A 23,846-nucleotide genomic window follows, 5' to 3' on the forward strand; every position below is an offset into this window, starting at 1 on the left:
GTTTCAAAATTATTTAAAAAAGGGGTTTTTTACTCAATCCAAATCCTATTGAATCTGATTGTGGTGGAAGGTTTGTCGAGAATTCTGAATTTTATGGTGTGGTAACCAACTTCTGAAAAGTCAAACTGCCCCAAAGGAAAGTCAATAAATTCCTCCGTATAATAATTCTGATTGGGCTCTACTACTACCTTTCCGGTAGGTTTCAGTTCAATTTCCATTTTTCTATCACCCAAGAGTATTTCTCCTTTGATGGGTTTTTTACCTGGGTTGGCAAATGATATACTGAGATTTTTTTGTTCTGTTTCTATGGCATAAAGCTTCCAGTTTAATTCCTGTCCCTGTGAGATATTCACATATTCTGGGGACACCATTCTTCCAGGAGGATCTAGTTTTTCCAGTTGTACATCTTTCTCCAAAGCATTTCCACCATGGAGGGCCACCCCTCCAAAGCTAGATTCCGCTGCCACATCTTTATCGAGTTCGGGTTGCTCATCAAACTCCAACACCACTACAGAAACAAAGGGATCAGGCTGTAGCCTTGGCAGGTGGAGATGTAAATTAGGCCCTGATTGGGTATGGGAAATGGGTTTTTGGAGCTTATCGGCAAGAAGGTAAACCTTTGAGGGTTTTGTCAAGACTCCTGTAAACCGAAGTGTTTTATCCAAAGGCCAATTAAATACCTGTAAAAAAATCTTGTCCTTTCCATTTTCTTTTTTGAAGGTGAGTTTGCCCCAATCGTATTGTCGTGGTCTCAGTTCCAATCCTCCTGCGCCAAAGATAGATGCTCCGTTGACTTCAAGCCACCGCCCCATATCTTCCAATCTCGAAATGGATTCATAAGGAAGGCTGCCATCAGCCCTTGGTCCTATATTTAGCATAAAATTACCATTGAGGCTGACATTGTTGATCAGGGCCTGAAGCAATTGATTGGTAGATTTCCAGTCATTTTCCAAAGCGTGGTAACCCCAGGAGTGGGCAATGGTTCCTGGTGTCTGCCAGGGATTTTTTTGATAAATAGCCCCCAGTTGATTATCTCCTAATGTTTCGTAATCTATATCAGGATCACTGACAGGTAGACCCAGCCTGGAATTGATCAGGCAGTTGGGCTGTAACTCTCGGACCAAACTGATCACCTGCCGCAATTGCTTTTCCTGAACTATAGTCTCCTCGTGGCCAAGCCACATGTCAAACCATAGTAAAGCCACATCTCCGTAATTTGTCAGCAATTCCCGTAGCTGTGGGATGACTTTTTCCTGCCAGTATTTGTCAAATTGCTCATCGCTTAGGTCTTGGGTCAGTTCTCTGTTATGGTCCCAGCCATAAGGGTGTTCCCAGTCCACCCAATGGGAATAATAGAAGCCCAACTTCATGTTGTGTTTTTTGCATGCAGCGGCCAACTCTGCCAAGATATCCCTGCTTTCCGGGTCATAATTCTTGAAGCTGTAGTTCCCTACTTTGGTATCCCATAAGGCAAACCCATCATGGTGCTTGGCAGTGATGGTGATGTATTGCATGCCAGCTTTTTTGGCCTGTATTACCCATTTTTCGGGATCAATATCCTCCCAAACAAATCGCTTGGCCAATTCTCCATATTCCTCATTTGAAATTCTGTTTCTGTACTTGATCCATTCAGCATAATTGTTGAAATGTCTGTGCTTTTCTCCTTTCCAGATTCCTTCAGCTCCACTGTAAAGTCCCCAATGAATAAACATTCCAAAACGGGCCTCGGTCCACCAATCGGATCTTAACTCTTGGGCCTGACCGGAAAATTGGATTGTTAATAAAATCAGAAGGAATGTTGAAAAAAGCTTATTCATAAATTCTGGGTTTGTTGGAACAAAGCTAAGTGCTCAGCCATGAACTACTTGATATTAAATTGACCTATTTCTGGATTTTGTTTTCAGGCATGTTATATTTTCATTGATTTTTGCCTAGTTTGACAATCATTGAAATCAGTTCTAGGAATTGTAAACCCAGCCAAATGAAAATATTAGCCATTCTGACTACTCTATTTTTCCTTACATTCGCTTCTCCCATGCTATTTGCCCAGAATAACCTGATCAAACTGATGACATACAATATTTATCATGGAGAAAATCCGTATAAGCCGGGCTCCACCAATATTGAAGAGGTTACAAGTTTAATCAGCGAAGTAAATCCGGATTTTCTTGCTTTGCAGGAAGTGGATAGCATGACTCAAAGAACAGCGGGCTTTGCTGGTAAAAAACTGGATCTGGCCAAGACTTGGGCAGAAAAAACCTCCATGAACGGGCATTTTGCAAAGGCAATAGACTTTAGTGAAGGAGGATATGGTGAAGCCGTTTTGACCAAAAGTAAAGCCAAGTTTGAATCTATAAGCCTACCCGTACCGGAAGGAGGGGAGGGTAGGAGTATGGCGGTGTCATATGTGGATCTTGATGGGGGGAATAGATTGGCTTTTGCAGGGACACATCTATGCCACGAAAGTCCTATCAATAGAGCAGCTCAAGTGAAAGCCATATTGGAGTATTTTAAAGACTTAGATCACCCTGTTATCATCACTGGAGATTTCAATTTTGAATCGGAGGAGGAAGGTTATGCCTTGATGGCGGAACATTTTCAAGACGCAGCATTGGTGGTTGATAATCCTGAGAAAACTTATTCCAGTGATGATCCCAAAATCAGGATTGACTACTTCTGGGTTCCTAAAAACTTTGAAATAGAAGTGGTCTCTGTTCAAACAATTCCAGTCGGTTACTCAGATCATTTGCCTTTGGTGATGGAGATAAAAATGCCATGAAGTATTTAGACTGGAGGCTTTTATAAATTTTCTAAAAAATCACTAATTACACCTAAACCCAAATTAACGATGAAGATTACCCATTCCTATCTTTTGGTATTTATCCTTTTTCTGGCCTCATGCGGCCAAAGGCAAGTTCAAGAAAATGCTGAATCCACAACAGCTCCAGAGTGGAAACAACTCTTCAATGGGGAAGATATGGATGATTGGATCATCAAAATTTCAAAACATGAATTGGGAGAGAATTTCAAAAACACCTTTAGGGTAGAAGAGGGGCTAATGAAAGTCAGGTATGATGGCTACGAGGCCTTTGATCAACAGTATGGACATATTTTCTTCAAGGAGCCATTTTCCTATTATGTTCTTAGGCTAGAATACAGGTTTGTAGGAGAACAGGCCCCCGGTGGGGAAGGTTGGGCTTACCGAAACTCCGGGGCCATGTTGCATTCCCAAGATCCCAAGACCATGCTGAAGGATCAGGATTTCCCAATTTCTGTGGAAGGTCAGCTTTTGGGTGGAGATGGGGTAAATGATAGGCCCACCAGCAATCTCTGTACGCCTGGGACACATGTGGTAATCCAAGGTGAGCTTTTTGAGCCTCACTGCATTAACTCCAATTCCAGGACTTATCATGGAGATCGGTGGGTGACAGCAGAATTCATGGTTTTAGGAGACTCAATTGTTCATCACATCCTCGAAGGAAGGTCTGTAATGAGTTATGAAAAACCGCAAATAGGAGGGGGGAATGTAAACCCCTATGATCCGGAAGTCAAAGTTGACGGAAAACTGTTGGACTCAGGTTACATTTCTCTTCAAAGCGAAAGTCATCCGGTTGATTTCAGAAAAATTGAAATATTGGATCTTTCAGCCTATGGTAAGCAACCAGATAAATTGGTTGAATACCTAAAAGTCAATGGATATGATGCTTTTACAGGAGAGAACTAGAAAGGTTTTAAAGGTTTTAGATATTATAAGATACTAAATTGATATTGGGATATTTGATTTTATGTTTTCTCACCAAAAGACATTTTTAACTTGATTTGAACTTCACTTTAGAACCCATATCCATAAAGATCTGTGATCAATAATCAATGTCGTTTAGTTTAGGGTAACTTTTCCAAAGTTCAGATTTGTAAACAATGTTTATTTTTACTTTTAATCCAACTTTGGAAAAGTTTAAATTCAACTTGTAGTCTTATCTAAACGACATTGGATAAATAAGATCGAATTTACTCAAACCATTTGTTTATTGGTCCATACTTCACTTCAGGTGCTTTTTGAAAAAGTCTATTGTCCTTCCCCAGGCCAGTTTAGCAGCTTCCTCGTCATACCTTGGGGTAGAGTGGTTGTGAAAGCCATGATTGACTTCTGGATAAAAGAATACCTCATAGTCTTTGCCTTGTTGTTTCAAGGCTTCCTCATATTCAGGCCACCCTGCATTCACTCTTGTATCTAATTCCGCAAAATGCAACTGCAATGGAGCCTTGATGGAAGGGACATCTTCCACTGTTGCCTGACCTCCGTAAAAGGGTGCCGAAGCGCCTAAGTCAGGAAGTCTTACGGCCATCATGTTGGACACCCAGGCGCCAAAACAGAACCCTACCACACCCACTTTTCCATTGCATTCAGGGTGGTTTTTCAGTAATTCATAGCCTGCAATAAAGTCTTCCAAGATCTCATTTCTGTCACGCTTGGCCTGCATTTCCCTGCCTTCATCGTCTGTGCCTGGGTAGCCTCCAAATGGAGTCAAAGCATCCGGGGCAAAAGCAATAAATCCAGCTGTAGCTGCTTCATGCGCAGTATCTTCTATATAAGGGTTCAGCCCCCTGTTTTCATGGACCACGATTATTCCCGGAAGTTTGGCTTTATTTCCTTTTGGCCTACTGAGTAAACCTCTCATTTTCCCAGCTCCCTTCGGAGAATCATAATCCAGGTATTCTGCATCAACCCTTGGATCATCTAGGTCAAATCTTTTGGCTTCTGCATAGTTGGGCAATAAATAACTCATCAATGCCGAAACAGTCAACCCCCCAACAGCAAATGTGCTGAGCTTGCTCATAAAACTCCGCCTGTCAATTACATTGTGGCAGTATTGGTCATACAGGTCAAAAATTTCCTGTTTAAGATTTTCTTTTTTGATAGGCGTCATAGGAATGATTGAATTGGTTTTCTATAAACAATAAACTAAGAAAATGTAAACAAAAAGTACTTTTAAAATCTAGGAACGGGAAAAATCAGTGATCAGTGAAAAGAGAAAAGCCCTCTGAAAGAGAGCTTTTTCAATCTAGTTCTTTTTATTCAAATTAGTGGGTAAGATTAAACCCGCCAGATTTTTAAACAAAACGTGTTTGTTTAATATCATGTCAAAAAAAATCTGGCAGGTTTTTAAGTAATTTTTTAACCTTAAAAGGAGGAGTAGAAAAGGTTAAAAATCAATTTTCTATAGAGATATTTCCGGAAGTAATACTTCCTTTGATATCATAAGCAGCTCCATTGTCAAGTGTCAGGGATCTGCCTCCACGAGAATTTCCTATGGTGATGTTTCCTGAGGTGGCTTTCATATAAAAATTAAAGTCTCTCAATTCAGAAGGTGTAATAATTTTGAAATTGCCTGATGAACCACTGATGTTGGTTTCTGGGCCTAGACCTGCGTTATTTGCATTCAGATTTCCAGAGGTCAGCCTCAACGAACCCAATTCGGCGATATTTTCGAGCTTTGCATTACCCGAGGATAAGCTTACACTCAAAAGCCCTTCAATATTTTTGGCTGTAATGCCCCCGCTTCCTGAGGAATATTTCACATTTCCCATAACATCTTCGATTTTGGCATTTCCTGAACCAACACTTCCCGCAATGTCACCTTGAATATTGTGAAGTGAAATATTACCGGATCCTGCTTTGGTTTCCACTTGGCCGATGATATTCCTAGCGGTCACTTTTCCGGAACCTACTTGTATGCTAGTCAATTCAGCCTTGACATTATCTACTAAGACAGTTCCAGAGCCACCACGCATTTCAAGCTCCATATTTTTTGGACCTGATATTCTAATATGGCCTTTGGTTCTCATATTTTTCCATCCAGATCCGGATGCATTCACTTTGTGTGAAATTTTGAGTACATCCCCCATGGTCACGAAAATTATGTCCTGGTCATGATTGTTGGATTCCAAAAATGCGTCTACCGATACTTCAGACTGCGAAGTATTTCCTTCATACGCGATTTCCAGTGCGCCGCCATTGACTTCTATCTTGCTGATTCCGGAGTAGGATTTATTGACATCTACCAAGGTTTTAAATTGCGCCTTTGCTGCCAATGGGAAAATCAGAGCGCCTAAAAAGAATAGGCTTATGTGAGTTAATATTTGTTTTTTCATGGCTTAGTTGGTTAAAGTATAATTCCGAAACTGATGGTATTTACCTGAGGTCCCTTATCGGTCTGGAACATCTCATTTAAATCGTAATTCATAAACAGATCCACATTGGCAACTCCGACTTCCAATCTGGCTCCATATCTAAAGTTGTTGACAAATAGATTGGTTCTTTGGAACTCCTTAGTTCTCTTGCCTTCATCGTTATTGTAAACAAATTTACCTCTTCCTCCCAATCTTGTTCCCACATAAGGACCGGCACCGATTCTGATTTTTCCATTTCCTGTGGTAAATGTTGGAATAAGTCCAGCACTGAGGTATGAGGCTGAGATTTTTGATTTGGTACCTCCTCCTGGTGAGTAGTCTTCAAACACAATCCCATCTTCGCCTCTTAGAGCTTGGATATTTCTGTCTTCAAACTTGAAATTATACCAGCTTACCCCTATCATACTTTTTAAGCGGAAATTCTTACCTGGCCTGTAAGTGTAGTCAAAGTTGATGGCAGGGTTCCAGCTTCCCCAAGCCCGCACTTCAGGGGCATCGGCACTTCCGATCCACTGGTTGATACCCAAATCAAATTGCAAATCCGTACTATGTGTGTTTGCTTTTTTGATGTACCTTTCCAATTCTTCATCCTCGTACACCTTTGGGCTGGAATAAAACTCGAAGGTTCTTCTTCCTTCTTTATTTTTGGAAATTTCTATCCTCGTGTCAAAGATGGAAAATACCGTGACGGCATTTTTGGTGCTTTTCTCTGGTTCTTTTTCTTCTGCATCTCCCTGACCAAAGGCCAGGGTAGATGTCATCAGAAGGATTGCGAAAAAAATCAATTGCTTGTTCATTGTGGTTTTTCTTTAGTTGGTTAGAAAATTATGCCGAATGCGATAGGGTTGACTTCGTACTGAGAACCTGTTTTGAAAAGGGTATTGAGATCATAAGTGGTAAAGAAATTGACTCTTCCCACACCTAATTCTCCCCTGATTCCATACCGGAAATTATTCAGGTGTGTGCCCACAGATTCGAAGTCTTTTCTTCTACCTCCTCCTCCGAGGTCTCTGTAAACAAACTTGCTCCTCCCTCCAAGTCTATAGCCTGCATAAGGACCTGCAGCTATTCGGAATCCTCTTTTACCTTGGTCATTCATTTGTCCAAAATCCAGTTTGAACAAACTCATAGCAGTTAGATAGGAGGCTGATACTTTGCTTTTAAAACCGTTGACATCTGTTCTCTGGATAAATTCGATGTCTCCGTCTCCACGGATAGCCTGGAAATCCCTGTTTTCAAATTTGAAATTGTACCATTGAACACCAAGTCCAAGGTCCCAATGAAAACCTTTGCTGATCCTTTGGCTTGCCATCCAGTTGAGGCCGACATTCCAACTGCCCCAACCTTTGACAGCCGGTGCACTGGTGTTTCCTCCTGGAGCCATTCCTCCTCCATCGATGTAATTGTTGATACCTAGATCGAGGTTGAAATACGTTCTGAATGGTGGATCGCTTCTTTTTCTAGTCCCTGTCTCTACTTTGACTTTGGTGTCTTTTCCGGATTCGTCCACATAAATTTTGATACCGCCGATATGTACCTCTGTTTCCGGGCCATCTTCCCTGACCCTGACGATTTCACGGCTTCCCTTTTTACTCTGTACTTCTACGACTACCAATTCACCCGTTTTCTCATCTACTTCAAGATCCAATTCCCGGATAATCTGGTTCACATTCATATTTTTCAGTCTTTCAAAATCTTCCTTGTTGTCTATGACAAGGATGATTTTCCCTGATTTTCCAAATTCTACAATGATGGAATCATTTTGTGCATAATTTGTCGCCAACTCAGGGGAATCAAATCCATGAGCTAAGGAAACCAAGCCCATCAAACAAAACATTAATAGGTATTTCTTCATGTTGGTAAAGTTCTTTATGGATTATTTACTACGTTCTCTTCTTGGGTTATTATTGGCAAATAGGTTTTCTTTTGCATCCTGCAGGTCTGCAAAGCCTTGACCTAGTTTATTCCAAATGCCTTCGATTTTTTCTACTTTCTCTTCCAGCTCACCGATCAATCCCTGCTTTGGAGCTTCTTCTTTCAAGCCTTTGGACTTAATGGTCACTTTGTAGACGGGTTCTTCCTCGACTTCATTTTTCAGGGCAATTGTTTCTGTGATTTTCAGCTCTGGAAGACTGATTTCGGGAAGTTCCATTTCTGTGATTTTGCTTTCCTCTCTGGGCGCTATTGCTGAAGCCACCATTTTTTCAGGAGCAGTCTCTAGTGGATTTGTTACCATTTGAGGCCTTGTTTGCTTCTGAGGAGTCGCATCAGGTTGCTGTACTTTTGGGACTTCTGTATCCGTTTTTTCTTCTTTCGGACTTGGGATTACTTCTGTTTCTGCGAAGGTCTCTATTTCCTGATTTTGAGTAGAACTGCTCACTTTTTCAAGGTCAAGTTCAGCTACTTGCTTCACAGCCGGCAGTTCATCATCAGTCCAATTAAGTAACACAACTCCTGCAGCGAGGAGGATAATGATGGCCGCGGCAATTTTGAGAAGGGGGAAGTATCCTTTTCTTTCATTTTTAGGCAATTGGCTTTCCAGCCTTTCCCAAGCCAATGCGGATGGTTTTTCTTCATGTGTTTCCAGTTTTTTTCTGAAATACTGGTCAAAGTTTTTTTCTGAATTAGCCATTGATTCTCCTTTCTTTAATTTGTTGATCGGCTATTTTCTGTTTCAATACATTTCTTGCCCGATTGAGCTGGGACTTGGAAGTGGATTCAGTGATTCCTAGCAAATCTGCTATTTCCGCATGACTGTACCCTTCTATAGCATAAAGGTTAAATACAGTCCTATATCCTACAGGAAGCTCCTTGATCAATTCCATCAATTCAGCTGTTTCCAGATGATTGAGCTCGTAAACAGCATCTGAGACCTGTAGTGTGCTGTCCATGCTGACTTCCATGTTCAGGTTTTTGTTATTTCTTAAAGTCAGCAGTGATTGGGTGACAATTATTCTTTTCATCCAACCTTCGAAGCTTCCTTTTTCCTCAAATTGGGTAAGTTTTTCAAAGATCTTCATAAAGCCCTCTATCATTACATCCTCAGCTACATCCCTGTCTTTTACATATCGGATGCAGATTGCAAGAAACTTTCCTGAGTATTGCTCATAAAGCTGCTGCTGAGCCTTTCGCTCGCCCTTCAGACAGCCTTTCAGCAAATCGCGTTCTGTGGTAAAAGTTTTCCTGAATAACATTTTGGTTGGCTTTCAAAGAGGTAGATACAGCTTCTCAAAAATAGGTTGCATTCAATTCTAAAAAAAAGTTAAATATTTTTTAACTACATCGTATTCATCGAAATCTGATTGTGAAAATATGCAGTAGTGTTCAGATGAATAGGTTATTGGGAAAATAAAATTATTTATGTCCTTCTTTGAGTTCGATTCTTATTTCTCTTGCTTTTTTTATATGGGTAAAGAACCATTTTCGGGTTTCTAAATATTGGGTTTTATGCTTTTCTCCACTGATTTTTTTGAGCTTGCTCCATGTGCGCATCAATTGGTAGTAGCCCACAAGCCAGGCAATGAAAAATGGCTTTCTTATATCAAGTAATTGGTGGAGTGGAAAGGTCCGTAATTTTGTGGACAAAAACTTTGGCAATTCCCTTGGTTTTCTGTCGTGTAAAACTGCAGCTGTCACTTGAATACCGATCTTAAAATCATAATACTGAGCTCTAGCAGCGAAATTGTTATCTTCTCCATAGTGGAAAAATTGGGGATGAAACAATCCGACTTTTTTAAATACCTCAGCAGGAACAAACCAAGAGGCGGCACCGGCAAATTTGACTTCTTGTACTGTGGATGGACTATTTTGACTTAAATCCAATTTAAGTTGTTCGGAATCCGGATTATATTGTTTCCTTACCTGATTGCCGAAAACCTGATCCAATGCTTTTCCGGATATGTTCAATTGAAGTGGGCTTATAATGCCATAATCAGGATTTTCTAAAGCCGTGATGAGTAGTTTTGAGATTGTGTCAGGCCGTACATAGGCGTCCTGATTAAGAAGGAAAATATGTGAATAAGCAGCATCTAAAGCCTTTTGGATTCCAATGTTATTGGCTCCTCCAAAACCAAGATTGGAAGATAGTTTGATCAGTTTAATTTTTTTAAGAAAAGGGGCAATTACATCAAGGGTATTGTCACTGGAATTGTTGTCCAAGATCATAATGTCAGTTTTTGTAGAGCTCTCAAGAAGCTGTTCTAAGCACCTACGGATCCATTTTGATCCATTATATGTAACAATGATTGTGACTACCTTGTCCATTTTCTATGATTACAAAGATTTCATATCCTTGATTTAAATTGATTGACCACACGCTCAATCCCAACGCAGTGTTGATTTTTGCCATTGATGAAGAGCTCATAAATGTTGGTTCAGTTAGGTACAAAGATGAAAAACCATTTTGGATATAAAAATCACCCCTCTTGTGTTTAAGAAAAGTTCTGGCATTTCAAATCTCGATTTTACTATGGTTCGGTCTTTGTTGATTAATTGCATTCAAAGGTTTTCATTTAAGATCATTGGGCTGTTTGAAATAGGCGAATACAAAGATCTTTTTTTAACTTAAATTTTATGGCATTAATAGGAGAGATAATCAAAAGAGCGGTTGAGACCGCAGATAAGGTTTTTACCAATTCAGACCATTCCGAAGCACAAATCGAAGTGCTGAGGGAATTGTTGAATACTGCAAAAAACACCTCATTTGGGAAGTATTATGAATTTGAGCAATTGCTGGAAAAGAAAGATCCGAGGCTGGCTTATTCAGAAATGGTCCCATATCATAGTTATGAAGAGCTCCGGGAACGCTGGTGGCAAAGGGTAATTGATGGAGCCCCCGATATTACTTGGCCTGGGAAAGCCGAATATTTTGCCGTTTCGAGCGGGACGACCAGTTCCAAAAAACATATTCCAGTAACTGAAGAGATGATCAAAGCCATCAGAAAAGGTGGTTTGCAACAAGTCAAGGCATTGGCTGATTTTGATTTGCCTTCTGATTTTTATGAGAAGGAAATCCTGATGTTTGGTAGCAGTACCAAGCTCAAAGAAGTTGATGGACACTATGAAGGTGAGATTTCCGGAATTTCTGCTAGTCAAATTCCTTTTTGGTTTGAAGGAGTGTACAGACCCGGGAAAGAAATTTCAGCCATTCATGATTGGGACGAAAGGGTAGAAGCCCTGGCCAAAGAAGCTCCTAAATGGGATATTGGTGGGATTTCAGGGATCCCTTCCTGGATTGAATTGATGATCAAGAGGGTCATTGCATACCATGAAGTAGAAACTATCCACGACATTTGGCCGAACTTCCAGGTTTATACTTCAGGAGGAGTTGCTTTTGAGCCATACCGAAAATCATTTGAAAAAATCTGTGGTAAGCCTATCACGGTTATTGATACATATCTAGCTTCTGAAGGATATATAGCTACTCAGATCAGGAAAGAAACAGAGGCCATGGCCCTGATTACTGATAATGGGATTTACTTTGAATTTGTGCCCTTCAAACCGGAGAATATGGATGAGAATGGTTCTGTGAAAAATGGGGTAAAATCTCTCACTATAGAGCAGGTAGAGGAAGGAGTGGATTATGTTCTGATCATTTCCACTGTTTCGGGCGCCTGGCGGTATATGATAGGAGATACCATAGCCTTTACAGATAAGAAGCGGGCGGAAATTAAAATTACTGGAAGAACCAAGCATTTTCTAAATGTAGTGGGTTCACATCTTTCTGTAATCCAAATGAACAGGGCAATGGAGGGATTAGATGAAGAGTTTAACTGTGATGTCAAGGAATTCACTGTTTCTGCCGTGGAGAAAGATGGTGAATATTACCATTCCTGGTATTTGGGTCTTGGAAGTAAATCTGATTTAGATGAGGAAAAAGTTGCCCAAAAGCTGGATGAAATTCTACAGGAGAATAATAAAAATTATAGGGTAGCCAGAAGCAAGGCTTTGAAAGGAGTAAAAGTCAGATTAATTCCTGATTCATATTTCCAAAAATGGACCGAAGAAACCAAACAAAAAGGAGGTCAGGTAAAAGTGCCTAGAGTGATGAAAGAAACTGATTTTAAAGAATGGGAAGCTTTTGTAGCTAAATTGTAAGACTCTATCAGACTTTGTCCAATTCTTCCATCATCAACATCACCTCCTCAGGGGGTAAATATAAACGATTGATTTTATCCAGATAGTTGGGGCTCATCCCTGCCTGGTTCAGGATAAAATCTTTTGTTTTCAGAATATATTCTCCCAATCCATGATTTACAGCGTAGGTATCAGCAGCTCTTTCGGCGGAGATTATAAAGCTTTTAGAACTTAAATAACCTATGCCGAACAGGATCAGTCCCCAGGTATTTTTATTAGTGTAATCCATGATATGCCCTAGTTCATGACCAATCCAACCCAGTAAAACCTCCTCCGGAAGATTTTCGATAGGAGTTTTTCTTCCTTTCATTTTAAAACAACGACTGATTTTGACTAGGTAAGTTCTTTTGCCAAACCCCAACATGGAAATGAATTTAGGCTGTGCCTGCATCACTGATTTTCTGATGTTATCGTTTATCGCAAACTCAATGGTGCGGTCTTGTAGTTCGGAATAAAAAGACAAAGCTCTAAGACTTACTTCTCTGATTTTTGGAGGTACGTTATCTTTGAAAATTACTTTCTTGGCTGATTGCATACTTTAAAATTTGCAAAATTGATGCTGAAATGAAAACTCCACTAAGAAGAGATTGATTTTTTAAAACTTAAGAACTAACTCATATCAATGGGAAAAATCTGGATTCAAGTATTTTATACCTGATTTTGTTTATAATTAAATGGTGATCAATTTTTGATATTTGCAAATTGACAGGTCTATTATAATTAAAATTTCAAAAACTGTGATTTTTTCAACTTTATAATAATCCGATTTTTCTTTTCAGTTCGTAAATCTTGCTTTACTAAATCCAACTAAACATGAAAAACTTCTTTAATTCCTTTAGGACTTCAGTCCTTTCGACAATGTTGGTTGCAGCTTTGGCTTTTGCTTGCAACGATGATGATAACCCTGCAATTCCTCCGATTGATGAGGAACCCACGCCGGGAATGGCCCCAGATGTGGATTTTATGGCTTTGACTGATGACAATAGAATCATGAAGTTCAATGCCCGCGATTTGGATTCTCCAATGGATATCAAATCCATTTCAGGAATATCAACAGGGGAAATGATTGTAAGCATAGACTATAGACCAGCTACAGGCCAGCTTTATGCTTTGGGGAGCTCAAGTAGGCTCTATTTTATCAATGAGAACACTGGTGAAGCTACTGCCCTAGGTGAGGGACCTTTCTCTCCAGCTATTGAGGGTGAAAATGCTTCATTGGATTTTAATCCTACTGTTGATAGAATAAGATTAGTGACAGGGTCTGGTCAAAACCTTAGGTTACATCCTGAATTAGGAACAGTGGTGGCAGAGGATGGAATGATCAGCGGAGGTGATAGCCCGGTAATCGGAGCTGTTGCATATAGCAATTCTGTCGCAGGAGCAAGTTCCACTGCTTTGTATGATATTGATTTTTCAGGAAATAAATTATTTATTCAGGACCCTCCCAATGATGGAGGATTGAGAGAAGTAGGTGACTTAGGCGTGGACTTTATGGGGCAGGGGAATTTTGATATTAGTCCTGACAACAGTGCTGCATTGGCAGTGACCTTGCAGGAAGGAGAGTCCAAACTTTTTACGGTCAATTTAGAGACCGGAGCAGCAGAATGGGTGGGGGTATTCGGTAATCGGGTTTTGGGTATCGCCTTCAAAACTGACCCTGTTGCTTTTGCTACTACCGGAGATAATAAATTGGAACGATTTAACCCCATGAGCCCAAGCTCCAATTCTGTGGATCTTATGGGGCTGAATGAAGGTGAAATGATTGTAGGATTGGATTTTAGGCCTGCAAATGGGGCTTTATATGCTATATCCAACCAAAGCAGAATTCTTACTGTCAATACTTCTAATGGAGCACTTACTCCTGTTGGAGACGGACTTTCACCCATGCTTGAAGGGGAAAGTTTTGGCTTTGACTTTAATCCAACAGTGGATAGGATCAGGCTGGTCAGCAATACAGGTCAAAACTTAAGATTGCATCCGGACTTGGGTACTGTAGTTGCTGTGGATGGAGACCTCAATCCGGGAATGCCATTTGTAAATGGTGCTGCGTATACCAATAACATTGCTACGGCAAATAACACTGTGTTGTACGTGATTGACAGTGAGGCAGGTCTGTTATATAGGCAAGACCCGCCAAATGACGGTGGTTTGGTAGAAATAGGAGCATTGGGCATAGATTTTACAGCTGAAAATGGGTTTGATATCGGTGGTATGTCAGATATGGCATTTGCACTACTAACAGTAGATGGAATGACAGGCGTATACAGTATCAATATCTCAAACGGTGAAGCTAATAAAGTAGCAGATTTTAATGTTTCAGCTACAGCTATGGCAGTTGGTTTGGGCTTCTAAGTAAAAACAAGTGTTTGCTTAAGTACCCATCTGGTCATCCCGATTTCGGGATGACTTTTTTGTATTATCTAATTTCTATAGGCTTATGGTTAAAATATTTTGGATTGAAAGGAATTGGCAATACCTTGATAATTCATTAAAAATCAAAGAAATGAAGAACCATATTGTCACGGTGATTTTATTGTTTTTTTCCTTTTATGGTTATGCACAAGGAGATTTTAGGAAACAGACAGATGAAGCGATTTATCAGTTGATTTCAGATTACAATACTGCCAGAGAAAATAAAAATGAGGAGCTGTTGAGGAGCATTTTACTGATTGACATAGACCAGTTGGTTTCTTCAGGAGAATGGCGTAGGGGTCTTGAGTCGGCTGTGGAGGGAATGAAAAATAGCTCGGAAAATAATCCGGGTGAAAGAAAATTGGAGGTTGATCAGATCAGATATCTCAATCAGCAAAATGCCATAGTGGATGCAAAATATACAATAAGCTCAGGAGATGGCAGCCAGAGAAATATGTGGAGTACTTTTATTGTAGTCATGACTCCTGAGCGTTGGATGATAGCAGCAATCAGAAATATGCTTCCTGCACAAAATTAAACTAGCCCTTATGTTGGAAATTAGCAGAACCCAAACTATAGATCCTGATTTCATAGAGCTTGTGATAGAGCTGGACAAAGAACTTGCTATCAGAGACGGGGAGGATCATGACTTTTATGACCAGTTCAATAAGCTGGATATGATCCGCCATGTGGTAGTGGCATACCTCTTTGGAACACCTGTAGGATGCGGAGCAATAAAATCGTTTGATGAACATCGAATGGAAATCAAAAGAATGTTTGTCAGACCTGATAGGAGAGGAATTGGAATAGCCAGTGACCTATTGATGGAACTGGAAATTTGGGCGGAAGAGTTGGGTTATGATTATTGTATATTAGAAACTGGAGTGAATCAACCGGAAGCCATTGCTCTTTACCAGAAAAATGGATACCTGCAAATTCCCAACTATGGTCAGTACCAAGGAGTTGAAAGTAGCCTTTGTTTTGAAAAGTTCATAAAAACTTAACTTTACATTCCGGATTGAATTGGGTAAATTTCTGATCATCAAAATTTTAGAGTCATGGCAAATTCCAAAATTCAATCTATTCCGACCAGAAAACTTATTAAGTCCCGTAAGGTATTATTGGCAGTAATGTTTGTCCCTGTCCTTTTGATTTTAGCTTACGCTTATATCATTCTTTTTACGGGGATTGAGAACCAACCGCTTCTTATGATGATACCTATAATAACCCTAGGAGGTATTTTTATCCCGGTGTTTCAATTGGGACAAATCAACTCAGAACTTAAAAGGCGGAAAAGGAATTAGGTTTTTTCCCCCTTTACGATACTATAAGTCTGTTGTCCGATTTCCAATTCCTCATTGGTAGGAATGACCAGTATTTTTGTTTTGGAGGATACTGTATTGACTTCTCTGATTTCGGAAGAAAGTTTTTGGTTGGCAAGCGGGTCCATTTGGATTCCAAGGAAGTCCATGTCCATGCATACCGCTGCTCTCATATCAGGATCATTTTCTCCTATTCCAGCAGTAAAAACAATTGCATCCAAGCCATTCATGGAAGCTGCATAAGCCCCAATATACTTTTGGATTCGGTAAGCATAAAGTTCATAGGCCAACTTCGCTTCTTTATCGCCCTTTTCTATAGCCTTTTTGACATCCCGCATATCACTGTATCCAGCTACTCCCAGCATACCGCTTTTTTTGTTAAGCAACTCATTTACTTCTTTTGGACCAAACCCCTTCTCATTTATCAGGTAAAAAATAATTGATGGGTCTATGTCTCCACAACGGGTACCCATCATCAATCCACCCATAGGACCTAAGCCCATGCTGGTGTCAATGGATTTTCCATTTTTTATGGCGGCCATGCTGGAACCATTGCCCAGATGGATGGTGATTATTTTTGAATTGTCGTTTTTGAGATATTCTATAGCTTTTTTACTGACATATTGATGAGAACTACCATGAAAACCGTAAGCCCGGATGCCCAACTCGAAGTACATTTCTTTGGGAATTGCAAACCTGTAAGCCCTTGGAGGCATACTTTGATGAAAGGCTGTGTCAAAAACAGCGACTTGTTTGGATGTTGGAAAAATCCTTTCAGCAACTTCAATCCCAGTGTAGTTTGGTGGATTATGGAGCGGTGCAAGCTCAAATAAAGCTCGGATTTTATTTTTGACCTCCTTGGTGATCAAGGCTGTAGAAGCGAATTGCTCTCCTCCATGAACTACTCTATGCCCAATAGCTTCCACTTCTCCAACATTTTTCAGTACTCCTTTTTGGGGATCTGTCAAAAGTTGGGTCACCAGTTCCAGTCCTGCTTCATGGTCTTTGAGATGTAGGCTTATTTGGAAAATGTCTTCTTCGGCGTCTATAAAAGTTTTATGCTTGATAGTGGAGCTTTCAAGACCTATCCGGTCCACCAGGCCAGAACAAATCGGAGACTCATTTGGCATATCAAACAATTGATATTTGATGGAGCTGCTTCCGGAATTGAGTACAAGGATTTTCATGATTTAGAGAAGTGAGATGTGAAATGTGAGAATCAATATGCGAGAGACAAGAGACAAGAAATAAGAATAGAGTTAGGTGGCTTAAAACCATTTACCAAATAACTATTAACTATTCACTAACTCCTACTTCCTCACCCTTCTTCCGCCTGAATGGCAGTAATGACAACGGTATTGTAAATATCATCTACGGTGCAACCCCGGCTTAGGTCGTTGACCGGCTTGTTCATTCCTTGTAGCATTGGGCCAATAGCGACTGCTCCAGTTTCTCTTTGAACAGCTTTGTAGGTGTTGTTTCCTGTATTCAGATCAGGGAAAATCAAAACCGAAGCATTTCCCGCCACCTTAGAGTCAGGCATTTTTTGTTTGCCCGTTATTGGATCCACCGCGGCATCGTACTGAATTGGTCCTTCTACTAAAATATCAGGCCTTTTTGATTTGACGATTTCGGTAGCGGCCCTTACTTTTTCTACATCTTCCCCAGAACCTGAGGATCCTGATGAGTAAGACAGCATGGCCACCCTGGGTTCTATCCCAAACTTAGCACTGGTATCAGCTGAAGAAATGGCGATTTCTGCCAATTGCTCAGCAGAAGGATTGATATTGATCGCACAATCACCAAATATGGTAACTCTGTCCGGAAGACACATGAAAAATATAGAAGAAACCAGAGAGATTCCTGGTTTGGTTTTGATAAACTGAAGCGCCGGTCTGATGGTATGGGCTGTGGTATGCACAGCTCCTGAGACCATCCCGTCTGCATGACCTTTGTGAACCATCATTGTACCATAGTAGGCGACGTCAGTCATCAGGTCACGCGCTACACCCAATGGCATATTTTTCCCTTTTCTTATTTCAAAGAGGGTATTGGCATAATCATCAAAATAAACTGATTCCTGAGGATTGATGATCTGGCAGTTTTCCTGATTGAGTGCCAAGCCCAGACGGTTGACTGTGACGGTGATTTCTTCTACATTCCCAAGTAGCGTAATATTGACAATTCCTTGTTTCACCAATCTGTCGGCCGCTTTTAATATTCTTTCATCATTCCCTTCGGGAAGCACAATGTGTTTTTTCTTACTTTTTGCCCAGCTGACCAATTGGTACTGAAACATGCGTGGTGTAATGCCCTGCGTTTTGAAATTTGCAATATTTTTTTCCAAAGCTTCCATGTCCATATACTTTCTGAAGGTGTTTACAGCCATATGGATTTTCTCGGGATTATCAGGGTTGATTTTGGAATGAATGCCCGCCACTTTGGTCGCAGCATAAAATGAAGGTTCTTCTACCCTCAGGATAGGCAATTGGGTATTGGAGCCTTCGATCAATCTTAGAACTGAATCGGGGACTTCAAACCCACCTGTGAGTACAATACCGGCAATTTTAGGATAATTTTTTGAAAGACTTGCCTGAAGTGTGGCCAGCACAATGTCAGACCTGTCGCCGGGAGTGACTATCAGTACATTTTGCTTGATGTGGTTCAGAAAATTGGCGATTTGCATGGCTCCAAAGATAAAATGGTCGGCTCTGTTGCTCAGTTGCTCAGCGCCAAACATAACTTCTGCATTGAGATGCTCCATAACCTCTTTCATGGTAGGACTTTTCAACTCAGTGATTTTGGGAATCACAGCTACCTGGATATCTTTTTTCAAACAGTTTTTGAGAGAGTCTTGTACAGCCTTTATGTTGTCTTTTCCTACTTTGTTGACTACTACACCGATTACCTTGACTTTTCTCTGGAGGAAATTATTGATTGTAACATTGACGGCATTGGTGATTTGGGAAGTAGATTTGCCATCACCGGATGCTACGATAATCACCGGGGTACCTAAGTTTTTTGCAATTGCCAGATTGGCATCAAATTCAAATGCTGTACCTTCTCCCAGGAAATCACTACCTTCAATAATCGTGAAATCATTTTCCTCCTCCAGACTTTTGAACTTAGAGATTATGGTGTCTATGATTTCATCCTGCATACCTGATTGGGCTAAGATATTTGCCTCTTCCCGAGTGTATGAGTAGGTTTTATCATATTGAAGTGGAAGTTTGAAATGACTGATTAACGTTTCAATATGGCTATCCGCTTTGATTTTGGGGTCTTGGTTGATGATAGGTTTGAAATATCCTATTTTTTGGGTTTTAGATAACAGCATATCTACCAACCCTAAGGCAACTATAGATTTACCGCTAAATGGTTCTGCTGTGGCTATAAAAATACTTTTATTGGATTTCATAAACTGTGTTTTTGAGAGTTCAAAATTAGAATCTTGGTAGACGCTTAAACCTGACTAAAATGAATCAAAAATATGATTTAAATCACGCTTTATTTTTTTTGCTGAATGCAATAGAATACCATCTCCTGTCTGCTGCTTTGTCTAAACTGACGTTGATTTCAAAGCATACTAATATAATAAGGGATGTGATAAAAAGCCAAAGCATCACTGCAATCATGGCGCCGATGGATCCGTAAAGTTTGTTGTAGGTTGCGAAATTGTTTAGGTAATAAGAAAAAAGGTAAAAACTGAAATTGATCAAAAAACCGGCGGTAACAGAGCCAACAGAGAAAAACCTCCACTTGTCATGCACAGCGGGAGCAAACCTGAAAATATAAGCTGTAGCAACAGTAAATACAGATAACAAAACCAAAAACCTGAATGCGGTCAGCATATAATAATAGAGGTTGCTGGATACAATCTCCCATTCTGAAATATGATATAAAACACTACTGCCCAAGATCATGATCACCACGGCTCCGCAAATGGTCATGACAAGTACAGTCACTATACTAACAGCGATCAGCCTTGTAGTCCAGAAGCTCCTGTTTTCTTTTGTTCGGTAGACTGCATTGAAAGCATTCATCATAGATACGACTCCATTGGTCGAGAGGAAAAGCGCTAAAAAGAAACCTATCGACAATAAGCTCTGTCTGGGCTTACTTACAATATCCATGATCGTGGCTTCTGCCTCCTGATAGATGCTCTCTGGTATAAATTCATTGATAAACAACAGTATATTATGGGTAGTGACATTTTTGAAGAAAATGCCTATATAAGGAATGATATTTAAGAGAAACAGCAACAAGGGAAACATGGCTACGGTAAAGCTAAATGCCATAGCACCAGCTCTTTCATTGATTTCATCCTTTTTGATCTGTTCCAAAAAAATCCTTCCTACATCATACAAGTTTTGGTCAGGATTGCCAAAGTGGATGTTCCTTAAAAGCTTTGCCTTTCTGGTTAGTTTGATAGAAAATAAACGTATCCATTTTTTCACTGAAAAATCTGTTAATCAAAATACGGCTGTAATAAATCTAACAAATATTGTGGAGGTCTACAGGGTCTGTGGTTTTCTTTTTTGAGAAAAGTCAAAGTAGTCCATCCTTTTGTCAGCAGCTGCCCTGCCTCATTGCTGACCTCATACTCGAATTTGATCCTGATGCCGGGCATTTCAGGGATACAGGTTTTGATGGTCAGCAATTCATCATATTTACCTGGTCTGAGAAATTGGGTATGGAGTTCCAAAACAGGCATGATGATGCCGTCATCTTCCATTTGACGGTATGAAAAGCCCGCTGTTCTCAGTGCTTCTACCCTTGCTACTTCAAAGTACATGGCATAGTTTCCGTAATACACATAAGCCATTTGATCGGTTTCTGCATAGCGTACTCTAACTTGGGTTTCTGCTTGGAACATATCAGTAAATTTTAGCTTTGTTGAGGGCCGCCTGATACTTACGGGCATTGCTTAAATGCTCCGACAGGTTGGTGGCAAAGGCATGATAGCCCGAGAAATCATCTTTTGCACAAAAATACAGGTATTTGTGATCCTCAAAATCAAGGACAGCTTGCAAAGCACTGATTTCAGGGAGATTGATAGGTCCGGGAGGAAGCCCAGTATATTTGTAGGTATTGTATGGACTCTCTATTTCTTTATGCACATTTAAGACTCTTTTGATACTGAAATCGCCAGCTGCAAAAACCAAAGTAGGGTCAGCTTGTAGTGGCATATTTATTCTCAACCTATTCAGATAAACTCCCGCAACCTTGGGTCTTTCATCGGCTTTTTGTGTCTCTGCCTGTACGATAGAAGCCAGTGTAGAAACTTCATTTTGGCTCAAACCTAGTTGTGAAGCTTTATTTTTCCTGTCTTCAGTCCAGAATTTATTGTACTCATTGTACATCCTGTCAAAAAGTTTCTCTGCTGAAGTATTCCACCATACCTCATAAGTATTGGGGATGAACATAGACATGATTGTCTCTTCTTCAAAGCCAAACTTCCGTATATAAACAGAATCAGAAAGTAGATTCATGAAGTGATCTTGATCTATCTCCAGGTTTCGGGTGATTTTTTCAGCTAGATCTTCTTTAATGCGCACATTGTTGAAGGTGATCATGACCGGTGTCTGTTGTCCGGAGCGAAGGAGTTTGACCAGATTGAGGTTGGTTGTTTTAGGAGGGATGGTATAAAGTCCTGGTTTTACAGATTCTTGGTACTTCAATACTTTGGAGACGAAGCTGAAAGTGATCACATCTTTGATGATATCCCCATTATACAAGGTGTCCACAACCGTTTGAAAGGTCGCATTACTTGGAATTCGGATCACTTGTCCTTCTTCTTTATCAATAAGAGCATTTGGACTGAAAAATGCCTGATAGAAATAGAAGGACAAGGATGTCAGCAGTACCGAAAATGTAACGATAAAGACTAGAAGGAATTTTGTTTTTTTGTCTCCCAACATATTAATTGCTTATACTCTAGAATAACGGCAAAAATAGAGATTTTTGTTCAAGGGGCTAATGAAGAATCAAATCTATGTCAAATCCGATTAAAGTTACCTGTGCGATTATTTTGCGGAATGGGAAAGTATTAGCCGCCCAGCGCGGTAGTAGTATGCATTTGTCCTCTAAATGGGAGTTTCCAGGCGGAAAACTGGAGGAACCCGAAACTGAAGAGGAATGTATCAAAAGGGAAATCAATGAAGAGCTCAGCCTTGAAGTTCAAATTGAAAGAAGCTTGCCAAATCATAGATATCAATATCCTGGGAAACGGGAAATTGAGCTCGTCCCATTCGTGTGCAGCTATATTTCGGGGGAATTACTTCTCCAAGAACATCAGGCTGCAGATTGGTTTGACTTTGAATCTTTGAAAAAACTGGATTGGGCTGAAGCTGACTTACCTGTTTTGGAGGACTTTTGTAAACTATACACCAAGGCTTGATGTTAAAAGATACGATAGGGTAAAGATACTGCCTTGAAACCTATTAGGATTTATCTGTATCTTTGAAGCGCTTTAATCATTTTTGACCGTCAGTCTTATGCCTGCAGAATTTATCAAATTATATCCCGAAAACCCGGAGATAAAAAAAATTGAAAAAATTGTCTCAGTCCTTCGAGATGGGGGCATAATCATTTATCCTACCGATACAGTGTATGGGTTGGGATGTAATATACATAACCTTAGGGCCATTGAGCGCATTGCTCTGATCAAAGGAATCAAACCCAAAAAGCATAACTTTTCATTCATCTGTTATGACCTGAGCAATATTTCGGAATATACCCGAGCGCTCAGTACCCCTGTTTTCAAAGTGATGAAAAAAGCACTTCCAGGGCCATATACATTTATTTTGGAGGCAAATAACTCTGTTCCAAAGATTCTCAACAGCAATAAAAAAACAGTTGGTATCCGTGTGCCTGACCACTCTATTCCAAGACTATTGGTCAAAGAGCTAGGTTCACCTATTTTGACTACTTCCATTCATGACGAGGATGAGGTGGTGGAATATTCCACCGATCCTGAATTGATCTATGAAAAATACAGGGACTTGGTAGATGTAGTGATAGATGGAGGGTATGGAAATAATGTTGCATCAACGGTTTTGGATTGTACAGGTCAACAAATAGAAGTTGTAAGAGAAGGGCTTGGTTCTGTAGATGAACTTTTTTGATCTTTGTCCAAAAAAATACTCATCATGGGGATTATAACAGAGCTTTTTCACCTTCCAAGTATTGAATATTTTACTGCTATTCATGGATTTGACGAAGTTTGGCTGGACGATCAAGAGCGATTCCAAAAACAAAGTTTCAGAAATAGAACTTCTATACTTTTGGCCAATAAAACAGAGAAACTTTCCGTTCCAGTTTATGGAGGGAATAAAAACCGGCCATACAAAGATATTCGTATAGATTATGAGCAGAAATGGCTGAATGTACATCTGAGAGGAATTCAATCTGCCTACGGCAAGGCGCCTTTTTTTGAGTATTACTTTCCTTATTTAGAGAAAGTATATTTAAAAAAACTGCCGTTTTTGATAGATATGAATAGGGAGTTACTGACAGTTTGTCTGACATTGCTTAGGTGGAAAATATCGGTAAAATTATTAAGTGAAAGGGATGAAAAGGCCGAAATGAGGGACTTGAGGGGATTAATCCAGTCGAAAGTCCATTTTACAGAACGGGATATCTATAGTCCCAAACCATACAGTCAGTTGTTTGGCGTAGACTTTGTCCCTAACTTGAGTATAATTGACTTATTGTTTTGTACAGGTCCAGAGGCTACGGCCGTGATTGCGGCTTCAAAAAAAATGAATGAACAATAGCCGAATG

At 40.1% G+C, this 23,846-nt stretch carries 23 protein-coding genes; 9 read left to right on the forward strand and 14 right to left on the reverse strand.

The genetic code is table 11. The features are described 5' to 3' along the window. Positions 1-29: 29 nt before the first annotated feature. Positions 30-1,817, reverse strand: coding sequence for an alpha-L-fucosidase (locus A33Q_RS08640; RefSeq protein ID WP_009034527.1), 1,788 nt, complete (start codon positions 1,815-1,817; stop codon positions 30-32). Positions 1,818-1,981: 164 nt separating this feature from the next. On the opposite strand from A33Q_RS08640, the gene A33Q_RS08645 reads away from it, so the two are divergent. Together A33Q_RS08645 and A33Q_RS08650 are read left to right on the forward strand one after the other, a co-directional pair. After that, positions 1,982-2,779 carry an endonuclease/exonuclease/phosphatase family protein gene (locus A33Q_RS08645; RefSeq protein ID WP_040490274.1) on the forward strand — a complete coding sequence of 266 codons (798 nt, stop codon included), beginning with the start codon at positions 1,982-1,984 and terminating at the stop codon, positions 2,777-2,779. A gap of 69 nt (positions 2,780-2,848) precedes the next feature. Then, positions 2,849-3,724 (forward strand): 3-keto-disaccharide hydrolase, encoded by an 876-nt coding sequence (locus A33Q_RS08650; protein WP_009034529.1) that lies wholly within the window; start codon positions 2,849-2,851, stop codon positions 3,722-3,724. A 316-nt stretch (positions 3,725-4,040) separates the two neighbouring features. Here the strand turns inward: A33Q_RS08650 and A33Q_RS08655 are convergent, their stop codons facing one another. The 7 genes from A33Q_RS08655 to A33Q_RS08685 form a co-directional block, all read right to left on the reverse strand. Continuing rightward, the gene (locus tag A33Q_RS08655) at positions 4,041-4,928 is read right to left on the reverse strand and encodes a dienelactone hydrolase family protein (protein WP_009034530.1); all 888 of its coding nucleotides are present in this window, start codon (positions 4,926-4,928) and stop codon (positions 4,041-4,043) included. A gap of 283 nt (positions 4,929-5,211) precedes the next feature. Next, positions 5,212-6,153 carry a DUF4097 family beta strand repeat-containing protein gene (locus tag A33Q_RS08660; protein ID WP_009034531.1) on the reverse strand — a complete coding sequence of 314 codons (942 nt, stop codon included), beginning with the start codon at positions 6,151-6,153 and terminating at the stop codon, positions 5,212-5,214. Positions 6,154-6,164: 11 nt separating this feature from the next. Next, on the reverse strand, positions 6,165-6,989 hold the full coding sequence (locus A33Q_RS08665) for a hypothetical protein (protein ID WP_009034532.1): 825 nt from the start codon (positions 6,987-6,989) through the stop codon (positions 6,165-6,167). Between the two features lie 20 nt (positions 6,990-7,009). Continuing rightward, on the reverse strand, positions 7,010-8,047 hold the full coding sequence (locus tag A33Q_RS08670; protein WP_040490275.1) for an outer membrane beta-barrel protein: 1,038 nt from the start codon (positions 8,045-8,047) through the stop codon (positions 7,010-7,012). A gap of 21 nt (positions 8,048-8,068) precedes the next feature. After that, a complete protein-coding gene (locus tag A33Q_RS08675; protein ID WP_009034534.1) occupies positions 8,069-8,824 on the reverse strand; it encodes a hypothetical protein in 756 nt (251 codons plus the stop codon). Next, entirely contained in the window at positions 8,817-9,386 is a 570-nt protein-coding gene (locus A33Q_RS08680) for an RNA polymerase sigma factor (RefSeq protein ID WP_009034535.1), read from the reverse strand. The genes A33Q_RS08675 and A33Q_RS08680 overlap by 8 nt, the downstream gene beginning before the upstream one ends. A 160-nt stretch (positions 9,387-9,546) precedes the next feature. Further along, complete coding sequence (locus A33Q_RS08685) at positions 9,547-10,455, reverse strand: glycosyltransferase family 2 protein (RefSeq protein WP_009034536.1); 909 nt, start codon at positions 10,453-10,455, stop codon at positions 9,547-9,549. A 309-nt stretch (positions 10,456-10,764) separates the two neighbouring features. On the opposite strand from A33Q_RS08685, the gene A33Q_RS08690 reads away from it, so the two are divergent. Next, a complete protein-coding gene (locus A33Q_RS08690) occupies positions 10,765-12,288 on the forward strand; it encodes a GH3 family domain-containing protein (protein WP_009034537.1) in 1,524 nt (507 codons plus the stop codon). A 7-nt stretch (positions 12,289-12,295) separates the two neighbouring features. On the opposite strand, the gene A33Q_RS08695 is transcribed toward A33Q_RS08690, so the two are convergent. After that, positions 12,296-12,862, reverse strand: coding sequence for a M48 family metalloprotease (locus A33Q_RS08695; protein ID WP_009034538.1), 567 nt, complete (start codon positions 12,860-12,862; stop codon positions 12,296-12,298). A gap of 278 nt (positions 12,863-13,140) precedes the next feature. Here A33Q_RS08695 and A33Q_RS08700 point away from each other — a divergent pair, with 278 nt between their 5' ends. The 3 genes from A33Q_RS08700 to A33Q_RS08710 all read left to right on the forward strand — a co-directional run bounded on the left by A33Q_RS08700 (position 13,141) and on the right by A33Q_RS08710 (position 15,743). Beyond that, positions 13,141-14,679 carry a DUF4394 domain-containing protein gene (locus A33Q_RS08700; RefSeq protein WP_009034539.1) on the forward strand — a complete coding sequence of 513 codons (1,539 nt, stop codon included), beginning with the start codon at positions 13,141-13,143 and terminating at the stop codon, positions 14,677-14,679. 151 nt (positions 14,680-14,830) lie between these two features. After that, positions 14,831-15,277 (forward strand): nuclear transport factor 2 family protein, encoded by a 447-nt coding sequence (locus tag A33Q_RS08705; RefSeq protein ID WP_040490287.1) that lies wholly within the window; start codon positions 14,831-14,833, stop codon positions 15,275-15,277. 10 nt (positions 15,278-15,287) lie between these two features. Continuing rightward, positions 15,288-15,743, forward strand: a complete 456-nt coding sequence (locus tag A33Q_RS08710; protein WP_009034541.1) for a GNAT family N-acetyltransferase — start codon at positions 15,288-15,290, stop codon at positions 15,741-15,743. Positions 15,744-16,039: 296 nt separating this feature from the next. Here A33Q_RS08710 and A33Q_RS08720 read toward each other — a convergent pair whose 3' ends face one another. From A33Q_RS08720 to mltG, 5 genes are all read right to left on the reverse strand, one after another. Beyond that, complete coding sequence (locus A33Q_RS08720; protein WP_009034543.1) at positions 16,040-17,248, reverse strand: acetate/propionate family kinase; 1,209 nt, start codon at positions 17,246-17,248, stop codon at positions 16,040-16,042. 131 nt (positions 17,249-17,379) lie between these two features. Beyond that, positions 17,380-19,479: a phosphate acetyltransferase gene (gene pta, locus A33Q_RS08725; RefSeq protein ID WP_009034544.1), complete on the reverse strand. Its 2,100-nt coding sequence runs from the start codon at positions 19,477-19,479 to the stop codon at positions 17,380-17,382. 82 nt (positions 19,480-19,561) lie between these two features. After that, positions 19,562-20,518 (reverse strand): YihY/virulence factor BrkB family protein, encoded by a 957-nt coding sequence (locus A33Q_RS08730; RefSeq protein WP_016254982.1) that lies wholly within the window; start codon positions 20,516-20,518, stop codon positions 19,562-19,564. Between the two features lie 11 nt (positions 20,519-20,529). Next, positions 20,530-20,937: an acyl-CoA thioesterase gene (locus A33Q_RS08735; protein ID WP_009034547.1), complete on the reverse strand. Its 408-nt coding sequence runs from the start codon at positions 20,935-20,937 to the stop codon at positions 20,530-20,532. Between the two features lies 1 nt (position 20,938). Continuing rightward, positions 20,939-21,982: an endolytic transglycosylase MltG gene (gene mltG, locus A33Q_RS08740; RefSeq protein WP_009034548.1), complete on the reverse strand. Its 1,044-nt coding sequence runs from the start codon at positions 21,980-21,982 to the stop codon at positions 20,939-20,941. 74 nt (positions 21,983-22,056) lie between these two features. Here mltG and A33Q_RS08745 point away from each other — a divergent pair, with 74 nt between their 5' ends. From A33Q_RS08745 to A33Q_RS08755, 3 genes are all read left to right on the forward strand, one after another. After that, positions 22,057-22,461 carry a (deoxy)nucleoside triphosphate pyrophosphohydrolase gene (locus A33Q_RS08745; RefSeq protein WP_009034549.1) on the forward strand — a complete coding sequence of 135 codons (405 nt, stop codon included), beginning with the start codon at positions 22,057-22,059 and terminating at the stop codon, positions 22,459-22,461. Between the two features lie 97 nt (positions 22,462-22,558). Continuing rightward, entirely contained in the window at positions 22,559-23,188 is a 630-nt protein-coding gene (locus tag A33Q_RS08750; RefSeq protein ID WP_009034550.1) for an L-threonylcarbamoyladenylate synthase, read from the forward strand. Positions 23,189-23,212: 24 nt separating this feature from the next. Beyond that, complete coding sequence (locus A33Q_RS08755) at positions 23,213-23,839, forward strand: WbqC family protein (protein WP_009034551.1); 627 nt, start codon at positions 23,213-23,215, stop codon at positions 23,837-23,839. Positions 23,840-23,846 lie beyond the last annotated feature (7 nt).

This window comes from Indibacter alkaliphilus LW1 (assembly GCF_000295935.2).
Lineage (GTDB): Bacteria > Bacteroidota > Bacteroidia > Cytophagales > Cyclobacteriaceae > Indibacter > Indibacter alkaliphilus.

Coding starts and splice junctions, on each gene's coding strand:
- A33Q_RS08640 (WP_009034527.1), bottom strand. CDS start 1,817: ATGAATAAGCTTTTTTCAACATTCCTTCTGATTTTATTAACAATCCAA.
- A33Q_RS08645 (WP_040490274.1), top strand. CDS start 1,982: ATGAAAATATTAGCCATTCTGACTACTCTATTTTTCCTTACATTCGCT.
- A33Q_RS08650 (WP_009034529.1), top strand. CDS start 2,849: ATGAAGATTACCCATTCCTATCTTTTGGTATTTATCCTTTTTCTGGCC.
- A33Q_RS08655 (WP_009034530.1), bottom strand. CDS start 4,928: ATGACGCCTATCAAAAAAGAAAATCTTAAACAGGAAATTTTTGACCTG.
- A33Q_RS08660 (WP_009034531.1), bottom strand. CDS start 6,153: ATGAAAAAACAAATATTAACTCACATAAGCCTATTCTTTTTAGGCGCT.
- A33Q_RS08665 (WP_009034532.1), bottom strand. CDS start 6,989: ATGAACAAGCAATTGATTTTTTTCGCAATCCTTCTGATGACATCTACC.
- A33Q_RS08670 (WP_040490275.1), bottom strand. CDS start 8,047: ATGAAGAAATACCTATTAATGTTTTGTTTGATGGGCTTGGTTTCCTTA.
- A33Q_RS08675 (WP_009034534.1), bottom strand. CDS start 8,824: ATGGCTAATTCAGAAAAAAACTTTGACCAGTATTTCAGAAAAAAACTG.
- A33Q_RS08680 (WP_009034535.1), bottom strand. CDS start 9,386: ATGTTATTCAGGAAAACTTTTACCACAGAACGCGATTTGCTGAAAGGC.
- A33Q_RS08685 (WP_009034536.1), bottom strand. CDS start 10,455: ATGGACAAGGTAGTCACAATCATTGTTACATATAATGGATCAAAATGG.
- A33Q_RS08690 (WP_009034537.1), top strand. CDS start 10,765: ATGGCATTAATAGGAGAGATAATCAAAAGAGCGGTTGAGACCGCAGAT.
- A33Q_RS08695 (WP_009034538.1), bottom strand. CDS start 12,862: ATGCAATCAGCCAAGAAAGTAATTTTCAAAGATAACGTACCTCCAAAA.
- A33Q_RS08700 (WP_009034539.1), top strand. CDS start 13,141: ATGAAAAACTTCTTTAATTCCTTTAGGACTTCAGTCCTTTCGACAATG.
- A33Q_RS08705 (WP_040490287.1), top strand. CDS start 14,831: ATGAAGAACCATATTGTCACGGTGATTTTATTGTTTTTTTCCTTTTAT.
- A33Q_RS08710 (WP_009034541.1), top strand. CDS start 15,288: ATGTTGGAAATTAGCAGAACCCAAACTATAGATCCTGATTTCATAGAG.
- A33Q_RS08720 (WP_009034543.1), bottom strand. CDS start 17,248: ATGAAAATCCTTGTACTCAATTCCGGAAGCAGCTCCATCAAATATCAA.
- pta (WP_009034544.1), bottom strand. CDS start 19,479: ATGAAATCCAATAAAAGTATTTTTATAGCCACAGCAGAACCATTTAGC.
- A33Q_RS08735 (WP_009034547.1), bottom strand. CDS start 20,937: ATGTTCCAAGCAGAAACCCAAGTTAGAGTACGCTATGCAGAAACCGAT.
- mltG (WP_009034548.1), bottom strand. CDS start 21,982: ATGTTGGGAGACAAAAAAACAAAATTCCTTCTAGTCTTTATCGTTACA.
- A33Q_RS08745 (WP_009034549.1), top strand. CDS start 22,057: ATGTCAAATCCGATTAAAGTTACCTGTGCGATTATTTTGCGGAATGGG.
- A33Q_RS08750 (WP_009034550.1), top strand. CDS start 22,559: ATGCCTGCAGAATTTATCAAATTATATCCCGAAAACCCGGAGATAAAA.
- A33Q_RS08755 (WP_009034551.1), top strand. CDS start 23,213: ATGGGGATTATAACAGAGCTTTTTCACCTTCCAAGTATTGAATATTTT.